The sequence below is a fragment of the Myroides sp. 1354 genome, from assembly GCF_030324495.1.
Lineage (GTDB): Bacteria > Bacteroidota > Bacteroidia > Flavobacteriales > Flavobacteriaceae > Flavobacterium.
The window spans coordinates 209,416-231,130 of the sequence record NZ_JACAGN010000005.1; the positions used below are offsets into that span (position 1 = coordinate 209,416).

The 21,715-nt window shown below is 34.5% G+C and carries 26 protein-coding genes; 23 read left to right on the top strand and 3 right to left on the bottom strand.

Annotation, left to right across the window (positions count from 1 at the left end; translation table 11 throughout):
• Positions 1-65 precede the first annotated feature (65 nt).
• From HX004_RS07805 to HX004_RS07885, 17 genes are all read left to right on the top strand, one after another.
• Positions 66-830 (top strand): MBL fold metallo-hydrolase, encoded by a 765-nt coding sequence (locus HX004_RS07805; RefSeq protein ID WP_286441867.1) that lies wholly within the window; start codon positions 66-68, stop codon positions 828-830.
• Positions 831-1,186: 356 nt separating this feature from the next.
• A complete protein-coding gene (locus HX004_RS07810; protein ID WP_286441869.1) occupies positions 1,187-2,443 on the top strand; it encodes a hypothetical protein in 1,257 nt (418 codons plus the stop codon).
• Between the two features lie 37 nt (positions 2,444-2,480).
• On the top strand, positions 2,481-2,621 hold the full coding sequence (locus tag HX004_RS07815) for a hypothetical protein (RefSeq protein WP_286441871.1): 141 nt from the start codon (positions 2,481-2,483) through the stop codon (positions 2,619-2,621).
• Entirely contained in the window at positions 2,621-2,803 is a 183-nt protein-coding gene (locus HX004_RS07820) for a hypothetical protein (protein WP_286441874.1), read from the top strand. The genes HX004_RS07815 and HX004_RS07820 overlap by 1 nt, the downstream gene beginning before the upstream one ends.
• A gap of 886 nt (positions 2,804-3,689) precedes the next feature.
• A complete protein-coding gene (locus HX004_RS07825) occupies positions 3,690-4,397 on the top strand; it encodes a type IV secretion protein Rhs (RefSeq protein ID WP_286441876.1) in 708 nt (235 codons plus the stop codon).
• 74 nt (positions 4,398-4,471) lie between these two features.
• The gene (locus tag HX004_RS07830; protein ID WP_286441877.1) at positions 4,472-4,768 is read left to right on the top strand and encodes a hypothetical protein; all 297 of its coding nucleotides are present in this window, start codon (positions 4,472-4,474) and stop codon (positions 4,766-4,768) included.
• A gap of 292 nt (positions 4,769-5,060) precedes the next feature.
• A complete protein-coding gene (locus tag HX004_RS07835) occupies positions 5,061-5,930 on the top strand; it encodes an RHS repeat domain-containing protein (protein WP_286441879.1) in 870 nt (289 codons plus the stop codon).
• Positions 5,931-6,395: a hypothetical protein gene (locus HX004_RS07840; protein ID WP_286441881.1), complete on the top strand. Its 465-nt coding sequence runs from the start codon at positions 5,931-5,933 to the stop codon at positions 6,393-6,395.
• A gap of 1,064 nt (positions 6,396-7,459) precedes the next feature.
• On the top strand, positions 7,460-7,606 hold the full coding sequence (locus tag HX004_RS07845; RefSeq protein ID WP_286441883.1) for a hypothetical protein: 147 nt from the start codon (positions 7,460-7,462) through the stop codon (positions 7,604-7,606).
• A 214-nt stretch (positions 7,607-7,820) separates the two neighbouring features.
• Positions 7,821-8,588 carry an L-histidine N(alpha)-methyltransferase gene (locus tag HX004_RS07850; protein WP_286441885.1) on the top strand — a complete coding sequence of 256 codons (768 nt, stop codon included), beginning with the start codon at positions 7,821-7,823 and terminating at the stop codon, positions 8,586-8,588.
• 23 nt (positions 8,589-8,611) lie between these two features.
• A complete protein-coding gene (locus HX004_RS07855) occupies positions 8,612-8,848 on the top strand; it encodes a DUF8617 domain-containing protein (RefSeq protein ID WP_286441886.1) in 237 nt (78 codons plus the stop codon).
• Positions 8,849-8,997: 149 nt separating this feature from the next.
• Positions 8,998-9,195 (top strand): hypothetical protein, encoded by a 198-nt coding sequence (locus HX004_RS07860; protein ID WP_286441888.1) that lies wholly within the window; start codon positions 8,998-9,000, stop codon positions 9,193-9,195.
• A gap of 4 nt (positions 9,196-9,199) precedes the next feature.
• On the top strand, positions 9,200-9,748 hold the full coding sequence (locus tag HX004_RS07865; RefSeq protein WP_286441890.1) for a hypothetical protein: 549 nt from the start codon (positions 9,200-9,202) through the stop codon (positions 9,746-9,748).
• Positions 9,749-9,831: 83 nt separating this feature from the next.
• The gene (locus HX004_RS07870; RefSeq protein ID WP_286441891.1) at positions 9,832-10,074 is read left to right on the top strand and encodes a hypothetical protein; all 243 of its coding nucleotides are present in this window, start codon (positions 9,832-9,834) and stop codon (positions 10,072-10,074) included.
• A 111-nt stretch (positions 10,075-10,185) separates the two neighbouring features.
• Positions 10,186-10,623: a hypothetical protein gene (locus HX004_RS07875; protein ID WP_286441893.1), complete on the top strand. Its 438-nt coding sequence runs from the start codon at positions 10,186-10,188 to the stop codon at positions 10,621-10,623.
• Between the two features lie 169 nt (positions 10,624-10,792).
• A complete protein-coding gene (locus tag HX004_RS07880) occupies positions 10,793-11,122 on the top strand; it encodes a hypothetical protein (RefSeq protein ID WP_286441894.1) in 330 nt (109 codons plus the stop codon).
• 2 nt (positions 11,123-11,124) lie between these two features.
• On the top strand, positions 11,125-11,562 hold the full coding sequence (locus HX004_RS07885; protein WP_286441895.1) for a hypothetical protein: 438 nt from the start codon (positions 11,125-11,127) through the stop codon (positions 11,560-11,562).
• A 424-nt stretch (positions 11,563-11,986) separates the two neighbouring features.
• Here HX004_RS07885 and HX004_RS07890 read toward each other — a convergent pair whose 3' ends face one another.
• The gene (locus HX004_RS07890) at positions 11,987-13,213 is read right to left on the bottom strand and encodes an MFS transporter (RefSeq protein WP_286441898.1); all 1,227 of its coding nucleotides are present in this window, start codon (positions 13,211-13,213) and stop codon (positions 11,987-11,989) included.
• 241 nt (positions 13,214-13,454) lie between these two features.
• Between HX004_RS07890 and HX004_RS07895 the strand changes: the two genes are divergently transcribed.
• From HX004_RS07895 to HX004_RS07915, 5 genes are all read left to right on the top strand, one after another.
• The gene (locus HX004_RS07895; protein ID WP_286441899.1) at positions 13,455-14,324 is read left to right on the top strand and encodes a helix-turn-helix domain-containing protein; all 870 of its coding nucleotides are present in this window, start codon (positions 13,455-13,457) and stop codon (positions 14,322-14,324) included.
• A gap of 86 nt (positions 14,325-14,410) precedes the next feature.
• Positions 14,411-15,730 carry a TolC family protein gene (locus HX004_RS07900; RefSeq protein ID WP_286441900.1) on the top strand — a complete coding sequence of 440 codons (1,320 nt, stop codon included), beginning with the start codon at positions 14,411-14,413 and terminating at the stop codon, positions 15,728-15,730.
• Between the two features lie 17 nt (positions 15,731-15,747).
• The gene (locus HX004_RS07905; protein ID WP_286441901.1) at positions 15,748-16,866 is read left to right on the top strand and encodes an HlyD family secretion protein; all 1,119 of its coding nucleotides are present in this window, start codon (positions 15,748-15,750) and stop codon (positions 16,864-16,866) included.
• A 12-nt stretch (positions 16,867-16,878) separates the two neighbouring features.
• A complete protein-coding gene (locus tag HX004_RS07910) occupies positions 16,879-18,453 on the top strand; it encodes an MFS transporter (protein ID WP_286441903.1) in 1,575 nt (524 codons plus the stop codon).
• Between the two features lie 160 nt (positions 18,454-18,613).
• Positions 18,614-18,973 (top strand): four helix bundle protein, encoded by a 360-nt coding sequence (locus tag HX004_RS07915; RefSeq protein WP_286441904.1) that lies wholly within the window; start codon positions 18,614-18,616, stop codon positions 18,971-18,973.
• A 59-nt stretch (positions 18,974-19,032) separates the two neighbouring features.
• Here HX004_RS07915 and HX004_RS07920 read toward each other — a convergent pair whose 3' ends face one another.
• Both HX004_RS07920 and HX004_RS07925 read right to left on the bottom strand, forming a co-directional pair.
• Entirely contained in the window at positions 19,033-19,794 is a 762-nt protein-coding gene (locus HX004_RS07920; protein ID WP_286441905.1) for a sulfite exporter TauE/SafE family protein, read from the bottom strand.
• 43 nt (positions 19,795-19,837) lie between these two features.
• On the bottom strand, positions 19,838-20,374 hold the full coding sequence (locus HX004_RS07925; RefSeq protein WP_286441906.1) for an AAA family ATPase: 537 nt from the start codon (positions 20,372-20,374) through the stop codon (positions 19,838-19,840).
• Between the two features lie 947 nt (positions 20,375-21,321).
• On the opposite strand from HX004_RS07925, the gene HX004_RS07930 reads away from it, so the two are divergent.
• Positions 21,322-21,654, top strand: a complete 333-nt coding sequence (locus HX004_RS07930; RefSeq protein WP_286441907.1) for a DUF6660 family protein — start codon at positions 21,322-21,324, stop codon at positions 21,652-21,654.
• Positions 21,655-21,715: the final 61 nt, after the last annotated feature.

A 21,715-nucleotide genomic window follows, 5' to 3' on the forward strand; every position in this document is an offset into this window, starting at 1 on the left:
TTTGTTCTATTTTTTGTGAAGGAGATATCCGTAGTTTGTTTTCTTCATTTAAAATTTGAATACTGATGAAAATTCACCACCTGAATTGTGTAGCCATTCAATCTCCTACAGGCGATAATGCCATTGGACATTGTGTATTAATTGAAACTGCTGCAGAATTAATTCTGCTTGATGCTGGAATCAGCAGTATTGATTTAGCTCAACCTTCTCTTCATTTTAGCAAAGCGCTCATACAACAAATTGGACTTAATTTGACTGAAATCCGATCGGCAAAAGAACAAATTCTCGCTTTGGGATTGGATCCCAATTGCGTAACAACTGTAGTGCTGACACATCTTGATTTTGACCACAGCAGCGGATTGCTCGATTTTCCACAAGCAACAGTTCACATAGGTGTAGAGGAATTAGCTAGTTTTGTTCAAGGAAATCCGCGGTACTTGTCTTTTGTTTTGGAACATCAACCCAAAATAGAAGTGTATGCTGCTTCTCCTGAGCATTGGTTGGGATTTGAAGCGAGGTATCTCTCGATTCATTCGGATTTAAAAATGGCTCTAATTCCCCTATTTGGTCATACGATAGGTCATTGTGGTATTACTTTTGAAGTTGATAAACAAGTGTATTTCTATATTGGGGATGCATATTATTTACGAGCAGAATTAACGGATCCCCACCATCCTGTACATGAGTTAACTGCCACTAGGGCTGTGAATAATACGCAACGCATTGAAACGTTAAACCGATTAATGACTTTTGTCAAAGACCATCCAGAAGTTTGTGTATTTGGATATCATGATGCTGCGGAGTTTGATGATGAACTGGGGGCGTTTTAATCCGTTAATTTCCATCCAAAGCGATTACCTATATCTTTTTGATTATTCAAGTATTTCTCAAGTGTATCATACAGAATGTAAAGGAGTGGATTGCCTACACAGTATGTAAATTATAGCATAATGTATACAATTTCTTTCGTTTGTTGTTGTCTGCAATAAAATTAATCTAGTGACTTTAGATAAGGGGTGATTTAGGCGAAGTAATTTGACAAGAAGAAGGAAATCTGAGTTTTTCACCAAGTTTTGACGTGTTTTGAAGGGGGTATATTGATCCGAGAACCAAAGCACCTTCGTATAGTTTAGATAGTTCGATTACGCCTGTAATTATTCTAAAAGAAGAGGATGTAGCGCCTATATTGAATCCAATACCTCAGGTGGATATGACCAATGGACCCATGGATATTGTTATGGTTTGGCGTGCACCAAAACCAGGACAGGTTAAAGTGTCTGGAACGATTACTAAACAACATGTCGGGCTAGAAAATGGAGTGAAGTTTTCTATTGAGCGTTTACATGAAAGCAATATGGGAAGTGCAACCTATGTTTTAGGTCCTAATTTGATGTTGTCTACACAAGAGAGTCACTATCATACCCTGACTGTCGAGAAGGGGGATTTGTTGTTTTTTAGAGCACATACCAATCAAACCCCTTTTGAAGAACTAGGAGTGAAGTGGAATCCTCGTGTTGAATATACAGGTGAAAATCCAGATCCAATTCAAGAGGCGTCTCGTCATGAATCATCCTATGATGAAGGGGTTTTAGTAGGAACTAACCTTGAACATACATTTAAAAAGAAAGGAAAATTCCGCTTGGAGTGGCCTAATTTTAATAATTATGATGAAGATCGCGTGACGATTCGCGTTTCTTTTTTCAAAAAGGGAACCGATGGAGGAGGAAATCTACCTGTAGTAGGAAACAATGTGGTGATTTACGAGAAAACAAGTGATATACGTGAATATACGAGTTTTAATTCCCCTAATCTAGATTTAGATATGAGTTCGATTACCAGTGTACCTAGTAGTTTTCTTTATGTCAAAGTAGAAGTGTTGAGTGATTCTGAAATTGATTGGGGACAACTAGATCGAAAATTTAAACCCAAATTAGTCTCTCTCAATCGCGACAATACGGATGTGTATTTAACGCCTTATTACGGAAATTACAATAAAGTTCACACGAGCCATCCCCCTTTAGAGTATATTGCTTCTGGGCCTAATGTTCGTGTAACAATAAAAAATAATTTCAGCTTATCTGATTGTACAGAGGCTGTTTGTCAAGATCGTTATGTATATTTGGTAGCACGAGGGGGAAGTGGGCAAATTATTCCTTTAGTCAATATGAGAACAGATGAGCCAATAGGATACATGAAGTTTCGTTATAAATTTAATGCGGCGGGTACTATTGTGCAAAAACAGCGTTTGAATGAGAATTATCAATATGTTAATTTAGATGATACCTATGAAATTACCTTAACTTCTAATATTGGATCGAAAGACTTTTTTGAATACTATACTACAGAATATAAAATTGGAGAGTTGTTGGATGCCTATCAAGATAGTACAACAACTCCCTTAATTAAGGTAACAGGAGGAAGTCCTGCTCCTTATACTTATTGATAATAATTTTAGTGAAGCAGGACAAAGTGCAGCATTTATGATTGGAGATGAACTGCTTAATGCAGGGATGAATAAAGTTGTTCCTGGACCAAAAAATGATTTAGGTAAAGAAATCCTTAAACAAGGCGCCTCTTTAAAGTTTAAGATAATTGAGAACGAAGTTAAAAAAGAAAATTAATGAAATTAGTTTATTCTATCCTATGTATTTTAGGAAGTAGTGTATATTTAGTTTATTTATTTAGAAAAAAAAATAAAGATTCTAACTTTTGGGATAAGTCAATGCAAATAAAGGGACTTTTAGGAGGAATTGGTCTTTTTTTGATGGGAATAATAATGTTATATAGATATTTTTTTAATTAAATAGCTATATATTGTATGAAAGATGTATAATTAACACCCACCCCAACCTTCCAAACGGATCCGTTGGGGTTTGTTATTTAGGGGGGATTGTTTAGCAGAAAAAGAAACACCCTACCACCGTTACACTATTTGGCCACCACGCCACCTGGCTCCATCGCTAAAAATGTCTACCAGACATTTTTTTAACGCTCGGCCCTGACATATCCAACGACAATGGCAAAAGTGTTTCAAAAAGGTAAAGTACAGCCAAAGACTACAAAAAAGCAACAGTGGTGTAGTAAAAAAAGTAGTTGGGTTTTGGACAGCTATTTATTATAAAAGAGAATAGAAACTGTTCACTGTAAACCGTTTACTGTCAACTATATTTATCGTCGGTGGAGTAGTGAAGAGGAACGAAGTGAGTCGAAGGCTACGACAGTGAGGATAAACAATGTAGTTTTACAAAGACTACTTTTTTACGTTGAAGACAAAGACTACAATTGAAAAGAATAAAAACAGCCAAATGAAAATTAAAAGATTGTATGCATTTATTTTTACAACATAGTAATTGATTCATTAAAACAAAGTAAATCGATTGTACGAAGTATTTACTGCATTAAAACCAATGGTTAAAGCAAAGAATGATACTGCATTTACTTTATTGAAGTACAAAAGCAGAAAGTCGTCGACGTATTAAAACTACAAAGAAGAAATACCCGATCGCGCGGATTTAACTTCGTTCAGTTCGGCTGAAGCCTCGGGTGCAATCCGTGCGCATAAATTTTGTTTATAAAATAGCCTGTAATCTTCTTTAGTAGGACTTTTTAATCAAATAAACCTTATTTTTATAGGAACAGTTGGTCTTGTAAAGCCCAGGTTGCGTTCGCGCGAGCAAAAGAAGGAGTAGATGTGGTTGAGTGTGGATCCGTTGGCGGAGAAAATGCCTAATTATAATCCTTATGTTTATACATATAATAATCCGATTATGTTTACAGACCCAACAGGAATGATAGGGGAGGAAGTAATTATAAAAGGAGAAAAGAAGCAAGAAGCTTTTGAACAGTTAAAAGCATCGACGAAGTTGAACTTAACTATGGATGCAAATGGTAAAGTTGGAACAGATAATACTAAAGCTAAATCGAAATCGGATAAAAAGCTACTCGAAGCAATTAATTCAACAAATGTTCAAGTTAATGTAAACGCTACTGACAGTAATTATAATTCATCGGGTCGATGGATTGTGGGAGGTTCATATGAAGGAAGTGAGGTAGATGAATCAGGGGTAGTACAAACAATGCAGACAGTTAATCCAAGTCAAACAGATAAGATAGACGGATTTTATAAAATGAAAAAAGGTACAACAATGAAGCATGAAGTATTAGAGTCATACTTAGGAGGAATTAGATCGCCTGGTTTAGGTCAACCTACAGAAGAAAATACGTCAAATTATGATGCTTATTTAAATGCACATAATGATGCAATGAGACTTGATAAAAAATTTAAGGAACCTAATGTGATTTTAGACCCCAAAGGAGTGTATATAAGTAAAAAACCGTATATAGAAGGTTCAAAGAAGAAAAATCCTGAAATTTTAATTAATAATTTAAAAAGATGAAAATAAAAATGTTTTATTTGTTTATTATGTTTTTTTCAGTAAGTTACTGTTTTTCGAATGAAAAAATAAAACTTATGAGAGTCATTAATATACAAGAATTTAAAGAAGCTTATCTGATCAGTTGTCTTTTTGAAAAAAGAGATACGATTTTGGTCGTATCAGAAAAATATGATAATGTTGGAGATTGTTATTTAGAAATAGAAAAGGATAAATGTTATGAAATTAGTTTGATTAATCGACCAAATATTAATATAAATAGTTTTGTTGTAAGAGTTAAAAATACTGTATTTTGGAAAAAAGGAGATAGAATTGATAGAATTCCATATTTCGCAAAAAATATTAAAGGGATTTGTATTGAAAATAATATTTAATAATCCCCCCCAACCTTCCAAAACGGATCAAAGGGGTGGTGTTATTTAGGGGGGATTGTTTAGTGGAAAAAAAGAAACACCCTACCACCGTTACATTATTTGGCCACCACGCCACCTGGCTCCATCGCTAAAAATGTCTACCAGACATTTTCTTAACGCTCGGCCCTGACATATCCAACGACAATGGTAGAAGTGTTTCAAAAGGTAAAGTACAGCCGAAGACTACAAAAAAGCAACAGTGGATTTTAGTTGACAGTTTACTGTTAACAGGTAAGGGTCTCATAGCGACCATTTGGGTAGTACGTCGTATATTACCGATGTTTTAGGAACACCCGTACAATACATTGAGTATTTACCATTTGGAGAGGTTATGGTGGAACAGAGCACCAACAACATTTTAGAGAATGTGTATAAGTTCAATGCGAAGGAGTTAGATACACAAACAGGCTACTATTATTATGGAGCGCGATATTACGATCCAGGAGCGAGTATATTTTTGAGTGTGGATCCATTGGCGGAGAAAATGCCAAATTATAATCCTTATGCTTATACGTTTAATAATCCAATTAACTTTACGGATCCTACAGGGATGGTTCCAGAAGGAGGAGAATGGATACCTGGTACAGATGGTAAGAAAATTGATTTTAAAATAGATGATAAAACACAAAAACCTATTTGGACTTCTAATACTTCTGAAGAGTTTAAAGAAGTTGCTAACACTATGTTAGAAACTAAAATAGGTTCTGAAAATTTAAGAGAAGCTTTAGATAGTAAAGTAAAAATGAGTGTTGAATTTAGTGATGAAAGTAGAGTAGAAGGAGGATCAGCTGAATTTGGAGAAAATATTCCTTTAAAATTATCAAAGGATGGTAAAACAATTTTGGAATCCAAAATTATTATTTACAAAGGGACTACTGATTATTTAAATTCTAATTATGGAAGTGATTGGACAATAGAAAACCCTGATACAGGAGGAGTAATGCATAGTGGTAAATTAAGTAAAATTCAGAATATGGCAGGTACGTTAGGACATGAATTTATGCATACATTAGACAAAAAATCTTCAAATGCTTTGTCTCCTGATAGTAAAGTAGAAGAAAGAGAAAGAAGACCACGACAATTTTCTGAAATGTTCCATTTTCAAATTTCAAACAAAAAATAAATGAAGAAAATTATATTATTATTGTGTTTAGTTTCGATTATTGATATGAGAGCTCAAAATATTGATTCTAAAATTAAAGAAACCATTTATCAATTTATTTATACTGAAAATAAGTACAATGATAGATTGGATTGGAAAAATGAAGCGCAATTGAATTTGTTGATTTATGTTAAGCCTATATATAGCAATATTGAAGGAATAGATGTTTATTTTTTTAGAGTTTTGTTAAAACCAGAACGAACATATTTATTAATAAGCCAAAAGCAAGACATAATAGTTGTAGGGAAAAAAAATAAAGATATGTTTGAAGAAATGAAAGAATTATACGATTTTTTAATATGTTCAAAAGAAGAAAAGTTAAATTTTCTTCAGTGTATATCAAATGATTTGTTCTTTATTTATCAAAATAATTTACAAGTTGAAAATAGTAACAGAATAAAGGTAAATGGTAAATATATTGAATAATATGATGGTATTTAACAATAAAAATATATCATTGATTATAATAAGATGATGGTGTACTGATAATCTAAACCCCAACCTTCCAAAACGGATCAAAGGGGTTTTGTTATTTAGGGGGGATTGTTTAGTGGGAAAAGAAACACCCTACCACCGTTACACTATTTGGCCACCACGCCACCTGGCTCCATCGCTAAAAATGTCTACCAGACATTTTTTTAACGCTCGGCCCTGACATATCCAACGACAATGGTAAAGTGTTTCAAAAAGGTAAAGTACAGCCAAAGACTACAAAAAAGCAACAGTGAATTTTAGTTGACAGTTAGCTGTTAACGGTTAACGGAAGATTTTCAATATAAAGAGAACCAAAACAGCACACAGTAAACCAAAAAAAGTAGTTGGGTTTTGGACAGCTATTTATTATAAAAGAGAATAGAAACTGTTCACTGTAAACCGTTTACTGTCAACTATATTTATCGTCGGTGGAGTAGTGAAGAGGAACGAAGTGAGTCGAAGGCTACGACAGTGGGGATAAACAATTGTGGTTTTACAAAGACTACTTTTTTACATTGAAGGAAAAGACTACAATTGAAAAGAATAAAAACAGCCAAACGCAAATCAAACGATTGTATGTATTTATTTTTACGACAGAACAATTGATTCATTAAAGCAAAGAAAATCGATTGTACGAAGGATTTACTGCATTAAAACCAATGGTTAAAGCAAAGAATGATAGTACATTTACTTTATTGAAGTACAAAAGAAGAAAGTCGTCGACGTATTAAAACTACAAAGAAGAAATACCCGATCGCGCGGATTTAACTTCGTTCAGTTCGGCTGAAGCCTCGGGTGCAATCCGTGCGCATAAATTTTGTTTATAAAATAGCCTGTACTTTTCTTTAATAGGTCTTTTTCAATCAAATAAACCTTATTTTTATAGGAAGAGTTGGTTTTGTAAACTCGATTGCGCGTATTTAACTTCGTTCCCTTCGGCTGAAGTCTCGTGTTTAGTGTATGAGGATGAGGTCTAAAAAGGCACGGATTGCAAATCCGCGCTATCGGATTATGCGTTGTGTAAAATGAAATGTCAAGGCATGTGTAAAAAGGCTCCCGTAGTCTACCTTTCAGAACACGATACCTATAAAAAGGAAGTAACGAAGAAAAAAGCAAAGAAAATTTTTGAGAAATACATTACAGCTGCTGTTTTATCTTCTTAAATTTAGTCTTTAGTTCAGGCGAAAATGATTAGAATAACTAGTTGTAAGTGGAAATAAAAGTACATAATGTTTCCTGTTCAGTCTGTATTATATTCTTAATTTCCAGCCTTATTTTTATAAAAATCACATAAAACCCTGCTAATTTTTAGTAGATTATAAGTGGTATTTCCATATAGTCTCAGTAGCTTAGTATACAATTTTAAAAGAGTATCGTATGCCTTGGAATCCCGCAGTATATAACAAGTTTAAGCAGGTTCGTTTTTTGCCTTTTTTCGATTTAAGCGAAATGATTCAAGAGACACAACGAATGAAATCAGTAGATTTAGGATGTGGTACAGGAGAACAAACAGCATTATTGGTCGAGAAGTTCAAACAGGCTACTTTTGTGGGTATAGATTCTTCCGAAGAAATGCTTGAACAAGCAGAACTTTTAAAATCAGATCGGTTAGAGTTTAAATGTCAAACCATAGAAAAGTTTGTAGAAACGAATGAATCATGGGATGTTATTTTTAGCAATGCCGCACTGCAATGGTCTGATAATCATCAAGAATTATTTCCAAAACTTATTGCTAAGTTAAATCCAGGAGGACAGTTTGTTGTTCAGATGCCCTATCAACCTGAAAATATACTAAATAAATTACTTTACACCCTTGCTGAATCAGAGCCTTATCGAACCCAACTAAAAGGTTGGAACAGACCTTCTTCTGTATTGTCATTAGATGACTATGCTCAAATGATGTTTGATGGTGGATTAAGTCAGCTGAGTATTTCTCAACGTATTTATCCCATAATAGCGCAAGATCATCATGCGTTATATGAATTTATTTCAGGCTCAGCTTTAATACCTTATATAGAAAGGTTAAAAGAGGAGGAAAAGGCTTCATTTATAGAAGCTTTTAAAGCAGAAATAGCGAATTCTTTTAAAAAACTCCCTGCTTTATATGCTTTTAAAAGAATATTGCTTTATGGTAAAAAAGAGTAAGATATTTTTTTAAATTAAGTGTTATGCCTAAAATGAAATGTACTTGTGGTGAAATTATAAATTTAGGTGGAATACCTTCTCCACATCAATATCTATTTATCTCGGATACTGATTTTGATCAATTTCAAGATACTATTGAAGCAGAGGAGGTGTATTTAAAAATGAAAATTTGTATTCAATGCCCTTTGTGTTTGCGTTTGCATATTTATAAAGAAGGATTTGATCGATCAGGACAAATTTATCTTTTAGAAAAAGAATAAAACAGCTTATAGGATTGATGGTTTTGTCTTGCAGGTACTCTTGATATAAAACAAAATCATATTGAAACATTTATAAGCGTACTTAGCAGGTGTAACACAGTTAATCTAGCTTTAATTTAGAAGTGAGATACTAGAGAAAAAAGAGGATAATGGATGAGAGGTTAAAAGGTATGACAATCAATGAACGATTGTATACAAAAGGGTTAATTAATGCTTTTGATAGGGCTATTGTACAACGTGATGTTGAAAAGATTATTGAAATTTTGAGTGAAGTAGAAGTTGAAGATGAACATTCTATTCAGCATATTTTGCAATCGCTAAATCTTTTAAGTACTAATTTCGAATAGCTATATGGGAAGTAAACAGATTGTGTTTTTTGCTCTTCTAGAAGATATTAAACCTCTTCTTTTAGAAATTGAATCTACTATTGAAATTTCATATTATTTAGTTGGATTACAAACTGATTTAAAAATAACTACATTTCATGGGGTTGATGAACTATCGAATATTGGTTTTGTTTCATTTGGAGATTGGAATAAAATTGATCGATATTTAGTTCAAAAAAAAGGAGAAGCTTTGAATCGTAGAGTAGTCATACAAAAAGATGGAACTACAAAATTTGCTATAGATCAAATGATTAATCCTAAATCAATTGAATTGAAAGTAGGAGGTATTTATTTAGCAGAAGAAAAAGTAATTATTGCAGGTAGAGTGGCTACAATCTCTAACGGCATGGATTCTAATGTTTTATTTAAACTATTCGCCTCTAAAATAAAAAAGTCTTTTCGTGTAATTGATTCTTTTTATGTTGGTCCTCTTGCAGAAGTAAGGTTAAAAAAAGGTTGGCGATTGGTTGCAAATACGAAATTAGCTAGAGATTTTGATTTAAAAGTACAGTAAGTATTAGTTATAGTAAAAGTTGTATTATATGGTTAGAGAGAGGGATTTGAAAAAGTTTCGTTTAGGTAAAATGAAATTTTAAAATGGTAGAAGTCTTTATAAAGAAGTATTGGGATGAAGAAAATGTAATGTTTTTTATACATTTTCAAGAGGGTAAAGCAATGAGACAAGTGGAAATCAACCCCACGTCCAAATTGTTGCTTACAGCAGAGTGTCCAATGAAAGGAGATTCTATGTTATATGATCAATCTTTAGATGAATTAGAACTACAAGAGTCAGATTTTATTACACAAGAGGAGTTTGAATTAATTTGGGAAGAGAAATAGTTTGGATAGAATTAAAACCACGATTCAATTGTTATATTGTTGATATTGAGTCTATTTGATAAAAACAGAAATTTGAGTTTAATAGTCCACAAGATATAGATAAAGTAGTAAATGAAAGGAAAGAAAAGGAAGGAGGATTTTTTTGAAACAAGAATTGAAAAAACAACTATTTTGTTTATTCTATTAGGTATGTTTTTTCTGATAATTGGTCAGTACATTTTCGCGGGCTTGTTTTTTATTGCTATTGCTTATTCTTGTTATATTTTTCTCCAGCATGGATTACTATCGATTTATTTCACAAATGATCGGATACAGTATAGATGTATGCATAAGTTTAGAATTTGTGTAGGGGAATTATTACAAAGTGAATTAGATGAAAGCAGTTTGGTGCTGACAAGGAAAATGACAGGATCAAATTCTTATGAAGAACTCCTGTTTTTTCAGGATAAAGAGATTTTGTTTAGAGATAGTGAGCTAGGGTTTAGAAACTTAAGTAAAAACAGGAAATCTGCCTTAATAAAAAGGATGGAACAATTGATTAGTAAGTAATAACTAATTAGTAATCGATGGTGCGGATTGTACCTTAAATTCGTGCCATCGGAGAGAGCGAATTTGTCATACCACAAAAAAGCAACTAGCAAAAAAACATTTTGCTACAAACACTATTTTTCTTTATCAAAATTTAAATCGTAGTTTTATCCCTTTAAATACACACCCATTGAAAAAAGGAATCATCATCGTCATTGTTGTTGTGGCTGTTGCTGTACTGCAATTCAGTCATTTTATGAAGAACCAGCCAAGCAAAGTAGAAGTAGTACAAACCGAAGCGATTGATTTTGTTGTTGACAAAATTGAGGTTTCCTCTGATGGAACCTATTCTTTTTATGATGATGCAGGTAATCTATTTAGTAGTTATACCTTTGATGCACCTAAAGAAATCATTAAGGGTGATCATATCGTACAAGATGCAAATTCAGCTGAACTAATCGTGTATCGCTTTGATCAAAAGGGAACGAAACAAGTGTTTCTTCGAGTAAATCGAAAATAAGAATGAATTATACCTATGCGATCCAAATAGATTATTTTATGCCTCTGTTTTTTTTCATTGGCGGAGGAGCTATTGGATACGCGATGGAATTGGATTACTTAAATATCTTTTTGTGTGCTATTGCTATTCCTGCAGTTATTGCGTTGTTTAGTTATGCATATGCCGATATTGAGATTCAACTTGATGGTGTACAGCGGCAATTTATTTACACTTATAGTCGATGGGGGAAAAAAACAACAGAACGTTACCCTTTAGACGAATTGACGTATGACTATAGCTCGATGTTTACCCAGCAGGGTAAATCGGCTAAACTTCATATACGACATGGAAAAAAGACGGTATTCAAACCAAGAATAAGTGCGCATTCACTCCATGTTGAGCAACAAGAACACTTGGCCGGTTGCTTAGAAGAACTCGGTATTAAAAGAAGGTTTAACTAGTTGATCAACAGATTAACAATTATCAGATAAATGTTCTGATTTAAAGATGTATTTTCTTTAATCCAAAATTATCTTGATTTGTTATTTTGCTTAATCGATTAGATTATCTAACCCTCCTAAACATTTTTACCTTCTTAACCCATTAAAATGCAATCAGTTAGTTTTATAATTTAAGGATGTATTTTTCTTTAATCAATAATCTAGCAAAAAAGCAACTTGCGAAAAAACGAAAAAGCAAATCTAAAGGTTAACAATAATCAGTTAGCAATTGATAAAATAATAACTCAGCGAGATAAAGAAAATACGCGTTCATCTATAATTTGAGCAACTTCATAACAAGCAACATAGTTATCGAAATCTTCTGAATAGCAAATTGCTCTTTAATAGGAAGAGTTTACAAAAACACAAAAAGTCAACAAACAAACTATCGTTTCGTTTTAATCAATTGATTCACGCGATACATCAATACGATACTCAAACAAGAAACGGCAACTACTACATATCCGACAATATCATAGTTCATCAAAGGGCTATTTTTATGCTCTTGGTAAACGATTAAACCCGCAATTGCAGCGGCGATTCCACCCGCAATTTGTTGAATAGAGGAGTTGATACTCATAAAAGCCCCTCGGTCTTGCCCCTCTGGAACGGCACTAGTTAGGGCAGAAGAAGGCACCATACGACTCATAATGCCAAACATCATTAAGATATTGATTACCATTACCAGCCACAGTGGAATTTGCGCCATATTGGTATAGACTACACAAACCAACATCAACCAAATGGAAGCAATACTGAATAAAAGATACTTATTCATTTTATCACTTAGCTTTCCAATGAAAGGCATGAAAATCAAAGAAGTAACACCGGAAACCATAAACAATAACGGCAATTGATCAGGATGAACCCCTAGATTATTCACCGCAAAGATTGTCCCGAAAGGCATCATCATAAAACCACCTACAGAGAGGAAAGTAGTAGCGACAAAACCAATGCGGTATTCTTTGTTTTTCAGCGTATTCCACAAGTGCATGAGTGGTTTGTGATCTTGTTGTAGTGCTAAATGTGCATTGACAGGGCGCAAATAAAAACCAATGAGCAGCGCAATGACAATAGAAAGTGCGACAATTAAAAAGAAAGGCGCTTCCCAAAACCATTTGTTGGCAATATATAAACCAATGGGAATACCCAATACCTGACTGGCACCAAATCCCATTTGAACAAATCCCATCACGCGTCCACGTTGTTGTAAACTAAAAATATCCGTAATAATCGCCATAGAAATAGAACCAATCACACCGCCAAATAAACCCGTAAAGATTCGAGCGGCAACTAAGGTTTCATAGGAATAAGCCAATCCACAAAACAAAGTTCCAACAATGAAACCAATGTAGAAAAAAAGCAACAATTTCTTGCGGTCAAATTTATCTGCGAAACCCGCTGTAAGCAATCCCGATGCCCCAGCACTAAACGCATAAGCAGAAACAGCAATACCAAAGTCCTGTGTATCCATAGCTAAACTTTTGAGCAATAAGTCCCCAAGAGGAGCCATAACCATAAAGTCTAGAATAACAGTAAATTGCGTGATAGCGAGTATAAAGATGACAAATTTCTCATACCTTGAAAAAGGCACTGTTGAAGTTGTTTCCATAATTGATAATGAACTAGGTTGAGTTTTACGATTCCTTTGCTTCTAAAAAAGACTTAAAAGCAAAAGCATGCAAATATAGGGGATTATTCCCTCTAGAGGGGAACCGTTCGTCAAGTAGTACGCTAATTTAGAATAAGATAAAATAGTTGTTCGTTGAGATGTTATCAAACTTACCCCATTTTACAAAAAAGCAGAAAAAACAAAATTCATTTCGTAATTTGTACACCATAAGATAGAACACATGAACGACAGAATAAAAGAAGAACCTCAGATTTACGGGGCCCTTCGCATTTACAATGAAGAGACGTTTTTTGAAACCGCAGCTTTTGGTCGGCCTTATCGACCTAAGCGGTCTTCCATTTTGTTTGTTCATCGCGGTCGCATTCGCATGAAAGAACAGATTCACGAAATGGAGATTGTTGCATATTCTTTTCTACTAATTAATACCAAATATGTATATGAAATTCTAGAAATTGAACCTCATACCGAATTTCGATTAATGGGGTATGATCGCGCTTTTGTTGAGAATAGTACCTTTCAGCTCAATAAAGTAAAAGTATACAAAGACCTTAAAAATCAGTTGAAGCGCATTTTTACTATTTCTCCTTCTGAATTTGCCATCTTTTGGGAGAATATAAAACTGTTGGATTACTATACACAACACTTTCAAACCACAACCTATGCGGAGCAAATTATTCAAAGTTATTTCAATATTTTGTTGTATCATCTCGTGGGAATTGTGGCCCCATTACACGAAGAACAATTGTCTCAACTCAACAGACAACAAAAGTTAACCTATAACTTTGTCAATTTAGTTTCAGATTGCTATCTACAAGAAAAAAGTGTACAATTTTATGCCGATGCCCTATCGATTTCCATTCGGTATTTAAGTGCTGTAGTAAAAGAGGTGGCTCAACGAACTCCCAATCAAATCATCAGTGAATTTATTGTAAACGAAGCGAAAGCTCAATTAAGTGATTCGACTATTTCGCTTAAAGAAATTGCGACTAAACTTCATTTTAGCGATCAATATGCTTTTACCCACTTCTTTAAAAAACATCTTGATATGAGTCCAACGCAATATAGAACGTTGGTTAATAAGATTAAATAGTACTTTTAAACATCTTATTGCTCATTTTAATCATTGTAGACCTCTGAAAGTGCTTCTACCTTTGTAGGGATCAAACAAAGGAAAGAATGAAAAGAAAATTGCGCACAATACTCGTTGGTTTTGGTGCTTTATTGTTTTCATCTATAGGAAGTTATGCTCAAGAAAAAACGAAGCAACTGTCCGTAGAAGAACTCATTGAATTAGCATTAGCCAATCACCAACAACTCAAAATAAGTGCCCAACAAAAAGAAATTGCAACCCAACAAACTCAAATTTTAAAACAACAACAATTACCAACGATTGGTGTTTCTGCAACAGCGGCCTATATTGGAGATGCTTTGATTCTCGATCGGAATTTTTCAAAGGTTATGACTAAGGATATGCCTCATTTTGGCAATTCCTATGCCATACAAGCTTCCGAACTACTCTATAAGGGAGGAGCGATAAAAAAGGCAATTGAACTTTCTACCATTGGTCAACAATTGACTGAATTAGATTGGATTAAAGACCAACAGAGTATTAAGTTTCTGGTGATTTCCAATTATTTAGATCTCTATAAATTGTTGAACCAACAAGAAGTCTATCAAAATAACAGACAATTAGGAGCAATCCGATTAGAGAATGTCAAACAGTTTTACAGTCAAGGCATGTTAACGAGAAATGAGGTAATTCGAGGAGAATTAGCCCTTCAAAATATCGATCAAGCCCTTTTGGTTGTGGACAACAATGTTTCGATAGTCAATTACAATTTGAATATTGCTTTGGGATTGGAGGTGAATAACCGCATTATCCCTTCAGAAGTAGTAGAAGAAAAAGAATTGATTGGGCCTTATGACAGTTATTTAACCTTGGCCTATGAGCATCATCCTAGCTTGCAACAAACACAAAAGGCGATAGAAGCAGCGAATAAAAAGATAGAGCTAGCTAAGACCGATCAATATCCTGCCTTAGTTGCTATGGGAGGCTATAACATGAGTCGACCGATTACAACCTCAAACCCCGTGATGGACATGTATTCCAATACTTGGCAAGTAGGCGTGTCGTTGAGTTATAGTTTAGATAATTTGTATAAAACGCCTCAAAAGGTCAAGTTAGAAAAATTAGAAAAGACCAAGGCGAAAGATACTCAAATACTAGCTTTACAACAGGTTGAGATGAGTGTTCACGAGGCTTATGCTAAATATGAAGAGTCTATTCAACAAGCACATCTTTTAGAGAAAAGCCAACAATTGGCACAAGAGAATTACCGTATTATTGAGGCAAAATACTTAAATCAATTGGCGATTCAGGCAGAAATGACAGATGCTACCAACGCAAAACTCGAAGCAGAACTGCAATTTGCCAATGCACAAATCAATGTACTTTATCAATATTATAGTTTATTAAAAGCAACGGGAACGTTGTAAAAATTGCTACAATTATCATGGAACAAACAGACAATACTACCCATACAGAACCACAAGAAAAGAAAAGTTCTCCTATTACGATTAATAATAAACAGGATGTAATCAAAAAACGCAAGATTATTGTGATCAATACCTTGACTTTTTTGATTGTCGCTTTTGCTTTCTATTGGCTTTTGACCAAATATTTTCACATAGGCGATAAGGACTATACCGAATCAGCGCAGGTTGAAGAATACATCAACCCGATTAATACACGCGTATCGGGCTATATTAAAGAAATTAAATTTATTGAACACCAAATCGTCAAAGCAGGGGATACCTTGGTTATTTTGGATGATCGGGAGATTCGCACTCAAGTAGAACAAGCAGAAGCTGCTTATTTAAGTGCTCTAGCGGCTAAAGAAGTGACGTTGTCTAGTATGCAAACGGCAAGTAATAATATTGGGGTATTCGATTCTAATATTCAAGGAGCGCAAGCGCGTTTGTGGAATGCGGAGCAAAATAAAAAGCGTTTTGAGAATCTATTAAAAGTAGAAGCAGTAACCCAGCAACAGTATGATCAAGTAAATACAGAGTATCAGGCGGCAAAATCGTCTTTTGATGCGTTGAAAAAGCAACAGACAACGACGCGTTTATCCGTTTCGGAAATTCAAACACGCTTAGCCTTAAATGAAGCCGATATAAAACGCACAAAAGCCATGTTGGATATGGCGGAACTCAATTTGTCTTATACCGTAGTGAAAGCTCCATACGATGGAACCATGGGGAGACGTTTGATTAATCCAGGACAATTGCTCAATCCGAGTCAACAAATAACAACGATTGTTCGCGATAATGAAAAATGGGTAACGGCTAATTTCCTAGAATCACAAATGCCAGATGTTCAAATTGGAACGGTATTGACTATGACAGCGGATGCAGTTCGTGGAACCCAATTCGAAGGGGTAGTAACCGCTATATCCGCAGCAACAGGAAACCGATATTCTAGTGTGCCAACAGATAATTCAACTGGAAATTTTGTTAAAGTACAACAGCGAATCCCAGTGCGTATTGAGTTTACAGCTGCCAATGCTCCAGAAGCTATTCAGCGCTTGAGAGCCGGGATGAATATGAATGTACAATTAAAAAATAAGTAGGACCAACAAATTATGTATAATCAAGGATTATTTCACTCTTGGGTACCCAAGTCAGTCATGCTATTGCTTATCGTAGTCATTGCATTGATTTTCTTCGGAATTAGTGCCATCTATACCCCCAATATTACCTATTTGGTAGGAAGTACAGGTGCCATGAGTGAATATTATTTATGGGCTAACTATGCTAGTGTCGTGGGAATGGGAACGGTGATGCCCTTAATTGTTCGAATCAAAGCGCGTTTTAGAACCAAAGAAATCCTAGTGGGGTGTTTGACGGGAATTGCACTTTTGTTTGTTGTGATGGGAACAACTCATCAACCTCAGGTCATTATTGGAGCCTCTTTTTTAATTGGTGTGTTTAAAATGTTGGGGATGATGGAGGTTGTATTACCTCTGATGTTCATCTTAGCAAAAGATGGTAATCGCGGGCGTTTTTACAGTATTTTTTACACAGCAGTACTTATTGTAACACAAATTTCTGGATACTATATTACTAAAATTTCTTACTATGCCAATTGGCAATTTGGTTACTTCGTTTATGCATCTATCTGTTTAGTAGCAGCGATGATTTGTATCGTCTTTCAACACAACCAACGCTTTATGCGCAAAGTGCCTTTGTATTATATCGATTGGTTCAGTGTATTGTTATACATCAGTTCTTTTATGATTTTGGGCTATATTTTAGCATTTGGAAAACAACAAAACTGGTTTGAATCCAATCAAATGAAATATGCAACACTGACTTTTATTATACTGACCTTTGCCTTCTTTTTTCGACAACAACTCTTGACTCGTCCTTTTTTATCGCTAAAAGCGTTTAATAAGAACAATGTACGTCATGGTATTGTTATGTTGATGTTTTTGGGCATGTATTTAGCAACTACTAACCTCCAAAATACATTTGCAATGGGAGTATTGGGGTATAATGCTTTAACCAATGCATCATTGAATATGATGATGATTCCCGGTTTGCTCATGGGGGCTATCATTTCGTATCATTGGTTCAATCGATTGATCCCCATTCGAATGCTTACCTTTTTGGGATTTGCTTCTTTTATGTTGTATACGGTGATGATGTATTTCTTCATGGTACCCGAATTGAACTACAATTTATGGTTGTTACCTCAATTCTTTAAGGGAATGGGAATGAGTATTTTGTTTATTGTGATTTGGTATTATACCCTGGATAAATTGGATATCCCAAGCTTATTGAGTTTAATCGGTTTTGTCCTACTTTGGCGTACGTTTATCTCATTGGGAATATTCAGTGCGTTGTTTACATGGCTACAATATAAATTACAATTGCAGAGCTTGAGCAATTTGGCGGTGTATTTAGATGATGTTTGGTTAAGTCAATCAGGTGGAGGAGGTGTACTTCGTGTAGTACAGCTCAATGCTGTCTTAGCGGCAAATAAAATTATCTTTGGATTTATTAATATCTTGGGAATAGGGATTTTACTTTATGCTTTATTCCATCATTATGGCCGTACGAAAGATGTGTTAACCCGCATTCGAATGTCGAAAATCGGACAATTGTGGATCAGCAATAAAGACAAAGAAAAGATTGATGAACAATTGCATGGGTAAGGTTATAGGTTTGTACGAAAAGCAGTTTTCTTTTATTAGAGGCTGCTTTTTTTGTGTGTTGCATGTTGATTGTTGTTTGTTAAAATCTTTTTGAGGGAGTAATTTTGGAATACCTTTTGTTTTAATTGTAAGATAAAAATCTTTATACTGTGTTCGATTTATGCATATTTACTCTTTTGAAAAATTAACTGTCTGGCAGAATGCAAGAAACACAACAAAAACAATCTATTTATTGACAAGAAAATTCCCTGAGGAAGAAAAATTTGGTTTAGTTTCTCAACTAAGAAGAGCTATGACAAGTGTTACGGCTAATATTGCTGAAGGAATTTCTAGATCTACATCCAAAGATAAACATCGAATGTTGAATATTTCATATTCATCTGCAATTGAGGTGATTAATTTTTTAATTCTATGTTTAGATTTAGAATTGATTACAGAAGAGGAATATCTCGATTTACGAAAGAAATTAGAACATATTACCAATCAGCTTTATAGTTTATGTAGGAAGTTAAAGGATTGAGTATGTTGTTTGTTGAACAAATGCCGTTAATCGTGCAACAAACAACCAACAACCAACAATCAACAAATCTCATACCCAAAACGCACAATAGCCACCAGCATAATAAAAAGGAAAACATAGCGCACCCATTGTTGCCCTTTTAAAATGGCTAATTTCGCACCACAGTATCCACCAATCCCATTACATACAGCCATGGGAAGAGCAACAGACCAGATGATTTGACCTTTGAGTAAGAATAAGCCAATGCTTCCTAAATTGGTAAAGAGGTTGATTAGCTTCGCATAAGCAGAAGCTTTATAAAAGTCGAACCCAATGAGGAAGATGAATCCCATTATAAAGAAAGTACCCGTTGCAGGGCCGATAAATCCATCGTAGAATCCAATAACTAGAGCAATAATTACACCGTAGACATAGCGTTTTTGCGTAGTTATTTCCGTTAAGTGTTTTTTGGTAAAATCCTTTTTAAAATAGGTAAATACCCAAAGCGCAATCAGAATGACTAAGAGCAAAGGCTTCATAAAGTCATTGTTGACAATTGTTAGAGTATAAGAACCAACAAATGCACTACCGAAGGAGATTAGAGCAAGAAAGAGAAAATAAGACCATTGAATACGCGTCTGTTTGAGGTATTGAAGAACAGCTATGGCAGTTCCTGAAAAAGCGGGAATTTTAAGCGTTCCAATAACGGAAGAAACAGGAATATTAGGTAATAAAGCTAAACCTAGAGGTGTCTGGATCAAACCACCACCACCGGCAATGGCGTCAATAAAACCTGCACAAAACGCAATAATACACAGATAAAAAATCAAATCTATTTCCATAAAAAATGCACCCATTGGAATTATGGATGCAAAGGTAAATCTTCTACGGATTTAATCGGAGATAATCCAAAATAAAATCCACGCGTTTTTCAATTGTTGTACAAGGGATTGTAACCAATTGATAATTGAATTTTTCATAGGTTGTTCGCATGATCTCATAAGTTCGAATTGCAAGGTCAAAATTCTGTTTTCGCTCCTTGTCTTGGGTGTAAATACTTTCCCAAGGAGAAAAGATAAATACTGTTGTAGCATACAACAGCTGTTTTGCTAATTGGTATTGATTAGGATGGATGGTTAGTTGTTCCAATTGCGCATATCCGATGCTGTCGAGTAAACCGCGATCAAAAAAAGTAAGTTGATCTGTCTGTTGTTGATAATCGATAAGAGAAGATTCAAACATCAATTCAAAGAACCGCTGTTTATTAAGCCAAGGTAAAGCATCACCTTGTTCTTGAATTTGTTGTTGGATGATGGCACGTCCCACTTCTGGAACAGTACAATAGCCTAAAGTAGACAACGCTTCTAATGTGGTGGATTTTCCACTACCTGGACCACCAGTAAAAATATAATAAGGTATCATAACAAATGAATATAGTTAGTTATATCCTGTTTAGTATTGCATAATACAGTGTATTAAACAATTAGGATTCGAATTAAAAAAAGCACAGTATTGAATTAAAAAGAGGGAGAAGCGGGAAAGAATAAAAATGAAAAGTGTAAGACACAGTTGTAGAAAAATTCCCAAAAAAGTAGAAAAAAGAGACAGGACAACCAAAAGAAAATGGGTAGGTCGTCAATAGCAAATATAGTGTTTTTTAGTGGAATTTTGATGAAAAGGTATAAGGGTGAGAGGGTAAAAAAAGTAACCTTTTTCTACAAGAGAAAAAGGTTACTTCGGGTTTGTTGTTTTTGCATGTAATATGCGGCTACTTTTGGGTTGTCTTATATTTGCAGTTTGGGTATTTAGTATACTACAAAACCCGTGCCAAAAATAGTTATCAGTTATGGGTTATGGGTTATCAGTTATGGGTTATCAGTTATGGGTTATCAGTTATCTGTTATCAGTTATGGGTTATCGGTTATGGGTTATCGGTTAATTTTCTGATTTAAGGATATATATTCTTTAATCGATAATCTGACAAAAAAGCAACTAGCGAAAACACGCAAAAGCCAATCTAAAGGTTTTCAGTTATCGGTTAATTTTCTGATTTAAGGATATATATTCTTTAATCCGAAATTCTCTTGATGGGTTAATCGGTTAAACCATCTAACCTTCCTAACCCATTAAAAATATTTTTTCTTTAATCGATAATCTGACAAAAAAGCAACTAGCGAAAAAATGCAAAAGCCAATCTAAAGGTTATCGGTTAATTTCTGATTTAAGGATATATATTCTTTAATCGATAATCTGACAAAAAAGCAACTAGCGAAAAAACGCAAAAGCAAATCTAAACATACAGATGCAACCCCATTGCAAAAGAACACCAAGACGTGTGTAAATTCAAAAAACTTTCTATTTTTGTATGGATGAAAAACTACAACTACATATTATCCTTACTATTAGCAATAACCATTGCGGTTATTTCTTTTTATCCTTGTGCGGATCGATATGTTTCTCCTGTAGGACCAACGGAAACAGTTACAGCAGCTGTAGTTGAAAAACAACATACAGACCATGCAGCTGACTCATGTTCTCCCTTTTGTGCTTGTGTATGTTGTGCGGTTTCAGTGAATTTAACCCTGCCGAATTACAGTGTACCTCAAATGGAACAATTGGTGATTACTGAAAAAACACTGTTACCTTATCCCTTTGTTGAGACTGTAGTCTACAGTATATGGCAACCACCCAAACTCGTATAATTACTTCGTATTCTTGTCGTTAATCACAGAGAGATTAACGCCTTTTTTCACGTTTATAATT